At 67.2% G+C, this 11,981-nt stretch carries 11 protein-coding genes; 8 read left to right on the top strand and 3 right to left on the bottom strand.

The features are described from left to right. Window position 1 precedes the first annotated feature (1 nt). On the bottom strand, window positions 2-1,009 hold the full coding sequence (locus tag F3S47_RS16400; RefSeq protein WP_150446379.1) for a LacI family transcriptional regulator: 1,008 nt from the start codon (window positions 1,007-1,009) through the stop codon (window positions 2-4). Between the two features lie 211 nt (window positions 1,010-1,220). Between F3S47_RS16400 and F3S47_RS16395 the strand changes: the two genes are divergently transcribed. The 8 genes from F3S47_RS16395 to F3S47_RS16360 all read left to right on the top strand — a co-directional run bounded on the left by F3S47_RS16395 (window position 1,221) and on the right by F3S47_RS16360 (window position 10,870). After that, window positions 1,221-2,453 (top strand): ABC transporter substrate-binding protein, encoded by a 1,233-nt coding sequence (locus tag F3S47_RS16395; RefSeq protein ID WP_150446378.1) that lies wholly within the window; start codon window positions 1,221-1,223, stop codon window positions 2,451-2,453. Between the two features lie 98 nt (window positions 2,454-2,551). Further along, a complete protein-coding gene (locus tag F3S47_RS16390) occupies window positions 2,552-3,490 on the top strand; it encodes a carbohydrate ABC transporter permease (protein ID WP_150446377.1) in 939 nt (312 codons plus the stop codon). A gap of 22 nt (window positions 3,491-3,512) precedes the next feature. Beyond that, window positions 3,513-4,424: a carbohydrate ABC transporter permease gene (locus tag F3S47_RS16385; protein WP_223877860.1), complete on the top strand. Its 912-nt coding sequence runs from the start codon at window positions 3,513-3,515 to the stop codon at window positions 4,422-4,424. A 5-nt stretch (window positions 4,425-4,429) separates the two neighbouring features. Further along, window positions 4,430-5,533 (top strand): ABC transporter ATP-binding protein, encoded by a 1,104-nt coding sequence (locus F3S47_RS16380; protein WP_150446430.1) that lies wholly within the window; start codon window positions 4,430-4,432, stop codon window positions 5,531-5,533. Next, on the top strand, window positions 5,530-7,947 hold the full coding sequence (locus F3S47_RS16375) for a beta-mannosidase (protein WP_150446375.1): 2,418 nt from the start codon (window positions 5,530-5,532) through the stop codon (window positions 7,945-7,947). Before F3S47_RS16380 ends, F3S47_RS16375 begins: the two co-directional genes overlap by 4 nt. A 14-nt stretch (window positions 7,948-7,961) precedes the next feature. Further along, on the top strand, window positions 7,962-8,708 hold the full coding sequence (locus F3S47_RS16370) for a sugar phosphate isomerase/epimerase family protein (RefSeq protein ID WP_150446374.1): 747 nt from the start codon (window positions 7,962-7,964) through the stop codon (window positions 8,706-8,708). A 91-nt stretch (window positions 8,709-8,799) separates the two neighbouring features. Beyond that, window positions 8,800-9,933, top strand: a complete 1,134-nt coding sequence (locus F3S47_RS16365; RefSeq protein ID WP_150446373.1) for a Gfo/Idh/MocA family protein — start codon at window positions 8,800-8,802, stop codon at window positions 9,931-9,933. A gap of 166 nt (window positions 9,934-10,099) precedes the next feature. Further along, complete coding sequence (locus tag F3S47_RS16360) at window positions 10,100-10,870, top strand: NYN domain-containing protein (RefSeq protein WP_150446372.1); 771 nt, start codon at window positions 10,100-10,102, stop codon at window positions 10,868-10,870. Window positions 10,871-10,912: 42 nt separating this feature from the next. Here F3S47_RS16360 and F3S47_RS16355 read toward each other — a convergent pair whose 3' ends face one another. Both F3S47_RS16355 and F3S47_RS16350 read right to left on the bottom strand, forming a co-directional pair. Next, complete coding sequence (locus F3S47_RS16355) at window positions 10,913-11,698, bottom strand: hypothetical protein (protein WP_150446371.1); 786 nt, start codon at window positions 11,696-11,698, stop codon at window positions 10,913-10,915. A gap of 52 nt (window positions 11,699-11,750) precedes the next feature. Next, a complete protein-coding gene (locus F3S47_RS16350) occupies window positions 11,751-11,963 on the bottom strand; it encodes a hypervirulence associated TUDOR domain-containing protein (RefSeq protein WP_150446370.1) in 213 nt (70 codons plus the stop codon). Window positions 11,964-11,981: the final 18 nt, after the last annotated feature.

Genomic DNA, 11,981 nt, shown 5'->3' with positions numbered 1-11,981 from the left:
GTCACGTGTCGGGGATGTCGAGCCCCTGAAGTGGCGGGGCGTCGGGTTCCAGGATCGCCTGCATCGCCGCTCGCGCCAGGAAGGCGCCGGCCCGGGCCACATCTTCCTGCACCGCGACGATCTCGGGACGGAAAAGCGTCAGGATCGGCAGGCTCTCCTTGCCGCAGACATCGACGTCCCGTCCCAGCACCAGGCCTTCGGCCTCGAGCGCCGCGACCGCCGCCATGGCCCCGGAGGCGGAGCTCGAGATGATGGCGTCGGTCTTGGGACGCGCCTCGACCTGGGCATGTACGGCGGCCCGGATCTTCTCGTGGTGATCGTTCGTGGTCGCGCCCTCGATGACCATGTGCCGCGCACCGGCAGCCTTGGCGGCCTCCGCGGCCCCGGCGACGATGTGCTGCGAGTACATCTGGTCGAGCGGCGGAGCGAGTACGGCGATCTCGCGGCGGCCGCGCTCTATCAGCTTCTCCGTACCGATCCGGCCGTAAACGAGATTGTCGAAGTCGAAATAGGGGTGGCTCTCGCACCAGTCGGTGCGGCCGTGCGTGGCGAAGGGGAACCCCCGCTCGCGCAGGTAGGCCACGCGCGGGTCGCGCGGCTGCGTCTGGTTCAGGATCACCGCATCGGCCAGCCGGTTCTCGACCACGTAGCGGACAGCCCGCATCGGGTCCTCGTCCGGGAAGTAGGGCGTCACGTTGAGGTGGAAGGCCGTCCCCTTCAGCCCGCCCGCGATCGAGGAGATCATCCGGGCGGTGTGGTTCATGATCTCGTGCTCGGTCGAGATGATCAGCGCGATCACCTGCGTCCGGCCGGTCCGCAGACGGACGCCCGCCCGATTCGGAACGTAGCCGATCTCGAGCGCGATTCGCCTCACGAGCTCCTTGGTGCGGGCCCCGATATCGGGCGCATCGTTGAGCGCACGGCTCACCGTCGGCACCGCGAGGCCCGATAGTTCGGCAATCGTCTTCAGGGTCGGCTTCGTGCCGGCCGGCCTCGCCTCTGCGGTCAAGGGAACCTCGGTTTTCTTCAACGTCCCGACGCGCGGCGGACCGCCGGCGCCCCTTCCTGGTCGGCTGCGGCAGTGCCCTTTTCGGGTTCAACCACCGAGACTTAGCCCACCTCCCGACATCGTCACGACATTCGGAAAGGAAAGCTCTTGAGTCATATTTCTAAATCGATATAGCCTCGCCTACAACGATTTAGTCTAGGGAGGAGAAATCGTGAGACTGACCACTAAACTTCTGGCTGCTAGCGCTATCGTAAGCGCGTCCGCGGCGAACGCCGTCGAACTCGAGGTGATGCACTGGTGGACCTCGGGCGGCGAGGCTGCGGCGGTGAACGAGTTCGCCAAGGCGGTGAACGAGCGGACCGACCACACCTGGGTCGACGGCGCGATCGCCGGCGGCGGCGACACCGCTCGCCCGGTCATGGTCAGCCGGATCATCGGCGGCGACCCGCCGGCGGCGTTCCAGTTCAACCACGGCCGCCAGGCCGAGGAACTGATCGAGGCGGGCCTTCTGCTCGACCTCACCGACGTCGCCGAAGAGCAGGGCTGGGCCGATATCGTGAACCCCTCCACGCTGCTCGACGCCTGCACCATCGACGGCCGTGTCTACTGTGCGCCGGTCAACATCCACTCCTGGCAGTGGATGTGGCTCTCGAACGCCGCCTACGAGGACAACGGCCTCGAGGTTCCGCAGAACTGGACCGAGTTCACCGAGTCCGCCTCCGCCCTCGAAGAGGCCGGCGTCACCCCGCTCGCCGTCGGCGGCCAGGCCTGGCAGCAGAACGGCATGTTCGGCGTGATGGCCATCGCGCTGGCCGGTCAGGAAGACTGGCTCGCCGTGAACCGCGACAAGAACGCCGAGGTCGCCCGTGGCGAGAACTACGCCCGCGTCTTCCAGGCCTTCGCCGACGCGCGTGACCTGTCCGACGGCATCGACGTCCAGGACTGGAACCAGGCCACCAACGCCGTGATCACCGGCCAGGCCGGCGCGCAGATCATGGGCGACTGGGCCCAGGGCGAATTCGCCGTGGCCGAGATGACCGCCGGCGAGGACTACTCCTGCCTGCCCGGTCTCGGCGAGGTCGCGGTGCTCGACACCGGCGGCGACGCTTTCTACTTCCCGGTGACCGGCGACCCCGAGATCGAGGCCGCCCAGAAGGAGATGGCCGCGCTGCTGCTGTCCCCCGAGGTTCAGGTCGCCTTCAACTCCAAGAAGGGCTCGCTGCCGATCCGCGGCGACGTCGACCTCGAGACCGTCAACGAGTGCACCCAGAAAGGTCTCGACCTGCTGGCCGCCGGCAACACGCTGCCCTCCGGCAACGAGCTGCTGACGCCCGACACGATCACGCAGGCCAACGACCTGATGACCGAGTTCTGGAACACGCCCTCGATGACTGCTGAGGACGCCCAGGAGCGGTACGCCCAGATCATCGAAGACGCCGAGTAATCGGCCTCTCCACGATCACGGATGGGCCCCCTCTTCGGGGGCCCATTCCATCAGAGGCCGTGCCGGACTGAGGGGGCATGGCAGTTTGGGAGGACACCATGGCAATCGCCGATGAGGCCGGTAACGCTCCGGCGGCGCAGGCCGGGACCGAGGCGCGCCGCCCGGTCCGCATACTGAAGAACCTCCAGTCCAAGATGGCACTGATCCCGATGATGTTCACGGCGCTCGTCGTGTTCCTCGGCGGGACCATCTGGACGGTGGTCTATTCGTTCACCGACTCGGGCCTTCTGCCCCGGCTCGAATGGGCGGGGCTGGAACAGTACGACCGCCTCTGGGGCACGCGCAAATGGCTCGTCTCCATCGAGAACCTGGCGATCTACGGGGTCTGTTCGGTGGTCGGCACGCTGGTCATCGGCTTCGTGCTCGCGGCGCTGCTCGACCGCAAGATCCGCGGCGAGAACGCCTTCCGCACGATCTTCCTCTATCCCTTCGCGCTCTCCTTCATCGTCACCGGCCTGATCTGGCAGTGGCTGCTCAACCCCGAGCTGGGCTTCCAGCAGGTGGTTCGCGGCATGGGTTGGGAGAGCTTCACCTTCGACCCGTTGAACAATCCCGACCTCGTCATGTTCGGCCTGCTGATCGCCGGCCTCTGGCAGGGCACCGGCCTGATCATGTGCATCATGCTCGCCGGCCTGCGCGGCATCGACGAGGACATCTGGAAGGCCGCCCGCGTCGACGGCATCGGCACGGTCAAGACCTACATCCGCGTCATCATCCCGATGATGCGCCCGGTCTTCGTGACCTCGCTGGTGCTCATCGCCAGCGGCATCGTCAAACTCTATGACCTCGTCGTCGCCATGACCTCGGGCGGACCCGGCATCGCCTCCGAGGTGCCTGCCAAGTACGTCATGCAGGCCATGTTCGGCGGTCAGAACCTCGGCCAGGGCTTCGCCGCCTCGACCATGATGCTCGTGATGGTCGTCATCATCCTCGTGCCCTGGGCCTATCTCGAATTCGGAGGACGGAAGCGTGGCTAACGTCGGAACTCTCGCCAGCACCATGGCGGCCGAAGAGCCGGTCCGCGACCGCCTCGACGGCCCATCGGGCCCGCGGCCGAAGAAGGTCTTCAGCCGCACCAACATCATCGTCTACGGCACCCTCTTCGTCGTCGCCGTCTACTACGCCCTGCCGCTCTACGTGATGCTCGTCACGTCGCTGAAGGGCATGCCCGAGATCCGCGTGGGCAACATCTTCGCCCCGCCGATCGAGGCCACCTTCCAGCCTTGGATCAAGGCCTGGTCCGAGGCCTGCACCGGCATCAACTGCGACGGCCTCTCCCGCGGCTTCTGGAACTCGGTGACGATCCTGATCCCCTCGGTGATCATCTCCATCGCCGTGGCCAGCGTGAACGGCTACGCCCTCTCGATGTGGAAGTTCAAAGGGTCCGAGGTCTTCTTCACGATCCTCATGATCGGCGCCTTCATTCCCTACCAGGTCATGCTCTACCCGATCGTGATCCTGCTGCGCGAGGCCGGCCTCTACGGCTCGCTCACCGGGCTGGTTCTGGTGCACGTCGCCTTCGGGATGCCGATCAACACCCTGCTCTTCCGCAACTACTTCGCCGCGATCCCCGAGGAGCTCTTCAAGGCGGCCCGCGTCGACGGCGCCGGCTTCTGGGGCATCTTCGTGCGGATCATCATGCCCATGTCGCTGCCGATCTTCGTCGTGGCCCTGATCATCCAGGTCACCGGTATCTGGAACGACTTCCTCTTCGGCGTCGTCTACGTGCGCCCCGAGAACTACCCGATGACGGTTCAGCTGAACAACATCGTCAACTCGGTGCAGGGCGTGAAGGAATACAACGTCAACATGGCGGCGACCCTGCTGACCGGTCTCGTGCCGCTCGTCGTCTACTTCTTCTCCGGCAAGCTCTTCGTCCGCGGCATCGCCGCGGGGGCCGTGAAAGGCTGATGCAAATGAACGAAATGTCCCAAGTCTCCTCGCGCAACTCGGTCGAGATCAAGAACCTCGACCTCAGCTTCGGCGCGGTGAAGGTCCTCCAGGACCTCAACCTCGACATCCACCAGGGCGAGTTCCTCGTCCTGCTGGGTTCCTCGGGCTGCGGCAAGTCCACGCTGCTGAACTGCATCGCCGGCCTTCTGGAAATCACCGGCGGCCAGATCTGGATCGGCGGCAAGAACGTCACCTGGGCCGAGCCAAGCGAGCGCGGCATCGGCATGGTCTTCCAGTCCTACGCGCTCTACCCGCAGATGACCGTTCGCGGGAATCTCAGCTTCGGCCTCAAGAACGCGCGCCTGCCCAAGGAGGACATCGAGTCCCGCGTCGCCCGCGCCGCCGAGATCCTTCAGATCGAGCCGCTGCTCGACCGCAAGCCCGGCGCGCTCTCCGGCGGCCAGCGCCAGCGCGTCGCCATCGGCCGGGCGCTCGTGCGCGACGTGGACGTCTTCCTCTTCGACGAGCCGCTCTCGAACCTCGACGCCAAACTGCGCGCCGACCTCCGGGTCGAGCTCAAGACCCTGCACCAGCGGCTGGGCAACACGATGATCTACGTCACCCACGACCAGGTCGAGGCGATGACGCTGGCCGATCGCATCGCGATCATGAAGGGCGGGCAGATCATGCAGCTCTCGAGCCCGGACGTCATCTACAACAAGCCGCAGAACCTCTACGTGGCGGACTTCATCGGCAGCCCCTCCATGAACTTCATGCACGGGCACCTGGAGAACGGCGTGTTCACCGCTGGCGATCTGCGCCTGCCGATGGAGGGCTACGAGTACTCCGCGCCCCAGGTCTCGGATGGACCCGCCATCCTCGGCATCCGGCCCGAACACGTCGTGACCGGAGAGCTCGTCGCCTCCTGCCCGGTGCAGACCGAGGTCAAGGTCGAGCTGGTCGAGCCGATGGGCTCCGACACGCTGGTCTACGCACCCCTCGGCAAGGAGCGCTTCCGCATCCGCATGGACGGCCAGGCCAAGGTCTCCCCCGGCGAGACGCTGCCCATCGGCCTCGTCCCCGCCAAGGGCTCGCTCTTCGACAAGTCCTCCGAGGAGCGCCTATGACCCACCGGCTCGACCTGTCGGGCCGCTGGACGCTGGAAGACGAGACCGGGGAGCACGCCATCGAGATGGCGCTCCCCGGAGACGCCATTTCGGCGCTGCACGCGGCCGGCCGAATTCCCGAGCCCTACTGGGGCCGCAACGAGTACGAGCTGCGCTGGATTGCCGAGCGGGACTGGACCGCCCGGCGCACGGTCACGCTCGACCGCACCGACCTCGTGCTTTGCCTTTCGGACCTGGACTGCGTGGCCTCCGTGCGCTGGAACGGCACCGAGGTGCTCTCGGCCCGCAACGCCTTCCGCAGCTACCGGGTGGAAATCGGCCATGTCGCGCACGAGGGCGAGAACGAGGTCGAGATCCTCTTCCGCTCGAATGTCCGCGAGGCGGCAAAGGCCCAGGCCGACCAGCCGTTCTATATCCCCTACCATTCCGGCAACAGCCCGATCCCCCACGGCAACATGCTCCGCAAGGTGCAGTGCGACTTCGGCTGGGACTGGAACATCGCGCTCGCCCCCTTCGGCCTCTACGGCGAAATCGCGCTCGAGCCGGCGGCCCGACCCCGCATCGGCGCGGTCCACATCCGCCAGGAGCACACCGGGGGCACCGTCCGCCTCCACGTCACCGCCGACCTTGAACACGCCACCGACACGCCCCTCACCTGCGAGGTCGCCCGCCCGGGCGGACGAGCCATTCGCGGCGAGGTCGCCCGAGAGGGCGGACGCGCCACCGCCACCCTCACCATCGAGGACCCCGAGCTCTGGTGGCCCGCCGGCCAGGGCGCGCAGCCGCTCTACACCCTGACGCTCACCCTCGGCGATCACACCGAGACCCGCACCCTCGGCCTGCGCACGGTCGAGCTCCTGACGGACCCCGACGCCGCCGGCGCCCGCTTCGCCTTCGCCGTGAACGGGCGCGAGGTCTTCATGAAGGGCGCCAACTGGATCCCGGCCGACGCGCTCGCCGGCCGCATCGACCGAGAGCAGGTCCGCGGCCTCCTGCAGTCCGCAGTCGACGCCAACATGAACATGATCCGCGTCTGGGGCGGCGGCCGCTACGAGCCCGACTGGTTCTACGACCTCTGTGACGAGATGGGCCTGATGGTCTGGCAGGACTTCATGTTCTCCTGCAACCTCTACCCCTCCACTCCGGACTTCCTCTCCGAGGTCCGCGCCGAGGTCCGCGAGAACGTCGCCCGCCTCCACCACCGCGCCTGCCTCGCGCTCTGGTGCGGCGACAACGAGCTGGTGGGCGCCCTCACCTGGTTCCCCGAGAGCGTCGCGGACCGCGACCGCTACCTGGTGAACTACGACCGCCTCAACCGCTGCATCGAGGACGAACTGAAGGCGACCGACCCCGGCGCCCTCTGGTGGCCCTCCTCCCCCTGCCCCGGCCCTATGAACTTCGGCGACAGCTGGCACGAGGACGGCTCCGGCGACATGCACTTCTGGTCGGTCTGGCACGAGAACCGCGAGTTCGAGCACTACCGGGACGTCTCGCCCCGTTTCTGCTCAGAGTTCGGCTTCCAGTCCTACCCCCGCATGGACACCATCGCGCGCTTCGCCGACCCGGTGGACTGGAACATTGCCGCGCCCGTCTTCGAGAGCCACCAGAAGAACGAGGGCGGCAATGCCCGGATCGCCTCCACCATGTTCCGCACCTTCCGCTGGCCGGAGCGGTTCGAGGATTTCGTCTGGCTATCCCAGCTCCAGCAGGGCCTCGCCATCAAGACCGCTGTCGAGCACTGGCGCTCGCTCAAGCCGCACTGCATGGGCACCCTCTACTGGCAGCTCAACGACACCTGGCCGGTCTGCTCCTGGTCCTCGATCGACCACGGCGGCGCCTGGAAACTGCTGCACCACATGGCCCGCGACTTCTATGCGCCGGTTCACGTCGTGGTCCGCCCCGACGGCGCGCGGCTCGAGATCGTTGGCATCAGTGACCTGCCCGATCCGGCAGAGGTCTCGGTCGATGTCTACGCCGTCACGCCCGACGGCGAGGGCCGCAGCCTCACCTCCGGCGCGGCGACGCTCGGGACCGAGGCCGAGGTGCTCTGCGAGATCCCCGCCTCCGAGCTGGCCGAGCAGGAGATGATCGCCCTCGTCTGGACGGGCCCCGAGGGCCACTCCGGCGGCGACGTGATCGCGCCCCGGCCCTGGAAGACCTACGACCTCCTGCCCCCGGGCCTCGAGCTCCGGGCCGAACGCGAGGGCGACGCCTGGGCGCTGCACATCGAGGCGACGGAGGCCCCCGCCTTCTTCGTCACCGCAGAGGCGGACGTGCCGGGCCATGTCTCCGACGCCGCCTTCCACCTGTTCCCGGGCCACGCGGCCCGGGTCACCTTCACCCCCGACGACCCGGCGGCCGAACCGCAGTTCACCCTGCGCGACCTGCACTCGGCCACCGTGGCGAAACACTGACCAGAGGACGACCGATGCCCACCATCGCCTACCAGCTCTACTGCTCCCGCAACTTCCCGCCGCTCGAAGACACGCTGGCCATGCTGGCGCGGACCGGTTTCGAGCAGGTCGAGGGCTTCGGCGGTCTCTATGACGATCCCGCGAAGCTGAAGGACCAGCTCGACACCGCCGGCCTCACCATGCCGACCGGGCACTTCGGCCTGCAGATGATCGAAGAGACGCCCGAGAAGGCCATCGAAATGGCCAAGACGATGAAAATGAGCGCTGTCATGGTCCCCGCCGTCGGCCCCGACGAGCGCAAGAAGGACGCGGCCGGCTGGGCCGCCTTCGGCAAGCGCCTCGCCGAGGCGGGCAAGCCGATCCAGGACGCGGGCTTCAAGTTCGGCTGGCACAACCACGACTTCGAGTTCGCGCAGGTCGAGGGCCCCGACATGCCGCTCGATCTCATCATGGCGGGCTCCGACGACCTCGTGCTGGAACTCGACGTCGCATGGGTGGTCCGGGGCGGCCAGGATCCCTTCACCTGGATCGAGAAGTACGGCCCCCGCCTCGTCGCCGCCCACGTCAAGGATATCGCCCCCGCGGGCGAGAACGCCGACGAGGACGGATGGGCCGACGTGGGCCACGGCACGATGGACTGGCCGGCGCTCCACGCCGCGCTGCAGGCCCAGGGCGTCGGCCACTACGTGCTGGAGCACGACAATCCGTCCGACCACGAGCGCTTCGCGCGCCGGTCGCTGGAAACCGTGAAAGCCCTCTGATCTCCGGGCCACGCCGCTTCGAAGCGGCCTCGCAAGGCTCTTCGAAGGGCCTTGCCCCCGCCCGGACCCAATCGAACAAGGAAGACAGACTATGAAAAAGCTCGGCGTCGGCATCATCGGATGCGGCAACATCTCGGCGGCCTACCTCAGGCTCGGCCCCCTCTTCCGCGCGCTCGACATGCGCGCGGTCGCCGACATCAACATGGAGGCGGCCAACGCCCGTGCCGAGGAGTTCGGCGTGCGCGCACATACAGTCGAGGACCTGCTCGCCGCGGACGACATCGACGTGATCGTCAACCTCACGATCCCCGCCGCGCACTACGAGGTCTCGACCCGCATCCTCGAGGCCGGCAAGCACGCCTATTCGGAAAAGCCCCTGGTGCTGACGCTGGAAGAGGGCGAGGCCCTCCGCAGCCTCGCCAGCTCGAAGAACCTGCGCATCGGCTCCGCGCCCGACACATTCCTCGGCGGCGCGCACCAGCTGGCGCGCGCGGCGATCGACGAGGGCGGCCTCGGCAAGATCGTCGGCGGCACGGCCCACGTGATGAACCACGGGATGGAGAACTGGCACCCCAACCCGGACTTCTTCTTCCAGCCGGGCGCCGGGCCGATCCTCGACCTCGGGCCCTACTACATCACCAACCTCATCCAGCTCATCGGTCCGGTGGCCCGCGTCACCGCGATGGCCGCCGCCACCTGGCCAGAGCGCACCATCGGCAACGGCCCCCGCGAGGGCCAGACCGTGCCCGTCGACACGCCGACCAACATCCACGGCATCCTTGAGTTCGCGAACGGGGCCCTCGTGACCCTCGGCGCGAGCTGGGACGTCTGGTCCCACGGCCACTACAACATGGAGCTCTACGGCGAGAACGGCTCGATCTTCGTCCCCGACCCGAACTTCTTCGGCGGCAAGGTGGAGATCACCGAGCGCGACGGCGACCGTACCGAGGTCCCGGGCCGCGAGCATCCCTTCGGCGTGCCGAACCAGGACCACCCCAAGCACGGCGCGCTCGCCAACTACCGCTGTGCCGGCCTCGCCGACATGGCCGAGGGCATCGCCTCGGGCCGCAAGCACCGCTGCGACATCGACCTCGCCGTCCACGCCGTCGAGGTCATGACCGGCATCCTGCGCGCGGCCGAGGAGAAAAGCTTCGTCGAGATGACGACCACCTGCGAACGCCCCGAGGCCCTCTCGCCCAAGGACGCCGCGAAGCTCCTCGCATAGGCGCGACAGGGGCCGCCCAGCGGCCTCCACACAATTAAACCACGGAAACGCCCTCGCAGAGATCTGCGGGGGCGTTCTCATTCCGAAGGTCCGATCGTTCAGCTGATGGGCGTGGGCCCGACAGTTTCGCGCGGCCGGACAAGGCGCCGGGTATTGAGGTGTGACGATGGCGAATGAGGTGAGCCCGGCGCTGGCATTGCTGATCGACGGCGACAACGTCTCTCCAAAGATCGTGGACGGGCTGCTGGCGGAAATTGCGACCTACGGGACGACGAGCGTAAAGCGGATTTACGGCGACTGGACGAAGCCGAATCTCGACGGCTGGAAGAACTGCCTTCTGGAGCACTCGATCCAGCCCGTGCAGCAATTCGCCTACACCACCGGCAAGAACGCGACCGATGGGGCGATGATCATCGATGCGATGGATCTCCTCTACACGGGTCGCTTTTCCGGGTTCTGCATCGCGTCGAGCGACAGCGACTTCGTGCGCCTGGCCGCCCGGATCCGGGAACAGGGCGTCGCCGTCTACGGTTTCGGGGAACGCAAGACGCCGCGGCCCTTCATCACCGCCTGCGAAAAGTTCGTCTATTTCGACGTTCTTTCACCGCCGGATGCCGATCAATCTGCCACCCAAAAGGCGCCGCCTGCCGAGCCCGCCCGGAAAGTCAAACTCGACAAGCCTGCGCTCGACATGCTCGGAAAAGCGATCAACGCGACGGTGGAGGACGACGGCTGGGCCAAACTTTCCGGAGTCGGCAGTCATCTCGCCAAGCAGGCCCCCGACTTCGACGCGCGCAATTTCGGGTTCCAGCGGCTGACCGACCTTGTGCAGGCCTCGGGCATTGCCGAGGTGACGCGAGACGGAGAGAACGCAACCATTGTCCGCGTCCGCCTCAAAGGCAAAGGAGCCTCCGTCTCCGCGTCCCGGAAGGCCTGACCCGCCTGTCCCGATCACATCGAAGACGCGGCGGTTCCGCTCTCAGCTCCCGCCCTTCGCCTTGGCCGGGGTCAGCGCGCGTTGCTCCTCGGCGAGCCGCAGGGTACGGGCCTCCATGTTCTGCCGGGCCACCTCGCCGCCCGCTCCGGCGGGCAGTCGCGCCTTGGCCGCCGCCATCTCGTCGGCCCGCTTCGCCAGCGCCATCCGCCGCAGCTTGGCATTCGCCACCGACTTCGCCGGCACCACGAAGGAGGGCTGCACCTCGCGCAGTTCCGGCGCCTCGGCCATCAGGTCCTCGAAGCCGATCTCGTCGAGGACCTGGGCGATCTCGTGGTGATAGCTGACCCGGTTCGGCAGGCAGAGGAAGGCCGAGATGCCGTCCGGTCCGCGCAGCTCCAGCACGACGAAGTCCGTGTGCTGCTTGAGCGTGAACCCGACCACCGGCTTCAGCCGCTCGAAGCGGTCGAGCGGCAGCGCCTTGTGCGGGATCGTCATGACCTTCGCCAGTGCCTGCATGACCGTCTTCAGGTCCGGGGCGCCGACGGTTTCGAGAAACCGCTGCGCCATCTTCTTCGACGCTTCGGGGTCCGTCGCGACGACGCCCGCGTCGTCGGCCCGCGCCCGGCGAAAGACGAGCGCATTGGGAAGGGGGACCGCGGCCTTTTCGGTCGCGGCGACCAGGACCTTGCCGGTGGTGCCGTCCCACCGCCAGACATCGCGCCAGACCGCGCTCTTCGGAATCGGGTCGCTCAGCACCGCCTCCGCCGTCGCGGCAGAAACCGGGTGCGCCGTGAACTGCGCCTTGCCGATGTTGAGAACGTCCGCCATGTCACCCTCCGTTTCGGGGCTGACTACAGCGGATCGGAGGCGCGCGAAAGCGTCAGGCCTTACGCAGCTCGCTGTCCTTCTTCAGGACTTCGCTGCCGTCGTCCTGCTCGATCGAATAGGCGGGATTGTCGTCGTCTGCGTCGCGGGTGATCTCGCTGCCGTTGATCTTGCGCGTGATCTTCCGGGTGTAGACCTTCGTGACCTTGCCGGTCCCGGTGCCGTTGCCCCAGTCCCACTCCACCTTGTCGCCTTCGCTGTAGGCCATCTGCCGTTCCTTTCCGTC

Source organism: Histidinibacterium aquaticum (genome assembly GCF_008710275.1).
Classification (GTDB): domain Bacteria; phylum Pseudomonadota; class Alphaproteobacteria; order Rhodobacterales; family Rhodobacteraceae; genus Oceanicola; species Oceanicola aquaticus.
The sequence above is the reverse complement of the archived record's forward strand: the minus strand, read 5'-3'. Positions and strand labels throughout refer to the sequence as shown.

Excerpts from the sequence above, each read along its gene's own strand:
- F3S47_RS16390 (WP_150446377.1), top strand. The coding sequence starts at position 2,552 with ATGGCAATCGCCGATGAGGCCGGTAACGCTCCGGCGGCGCAGGCCGGG.
- F3S47_RS16385 (WP_223877860.1), top strand. The coding sequence starts at position 3,513 with ATGGCGGCCGAAGAGCCGGTCCGCGACCGCCTCGACGGCCCATCGGGC.
- F3S47_RS16380 (WP_150446430.1), top strand. The coding sequence starts at position 4,430 with ATGAACGAAATGTCCCAAGTCTCCTCGCGCAACTCGGTCGAGATCAAG.
- F3S47_RS16375 (WP_150446375.1), top strand. The coding sequence starts at position 5,530 with ATGACCCACCGGCTCGACCTGTCGGGCCGCTGGACGCTGGAAGACGAG.
- F3S47_RS16370 (WP_150446374.1), top strand. The coding sequence starts at position 7,962 with ATGCCCACCATCGCCTACCAGCTCTACTGCTCCCGCAACTTCCCGCCG.
- F3S47_RS16365 (WP_150446373.1), top strand. The coding sequence starts at position 8,800 with ATGAAAAAGCTCGGCGTCGGCATCATCGGATGCGGCAACATCTCGGCG.
- F3S47_RS16360 (WP_150446372.1), top strand. The coding sequence starts at position 10,100 with ATGGCGAATGAGGTGAGCCCGGCGCTGGCATTGCTGATCGACGGCGAC.
- F3S47_RS16355 (WP_150446371.1), bottom strand. The coding sequence starts at position 11,698 with ATGGCGGACGTTCTCAACATCGGCAAGGCGCAGTTCACGGCGCACCCG.
- F3S47_RS16350 (WP_150446370.1), bottom strand. The coding sequence starts at position 11,963 with ATGGCCTACAGCGAAGGCGACAAGGTGGAGTGGGACTGGGGCAACGGC.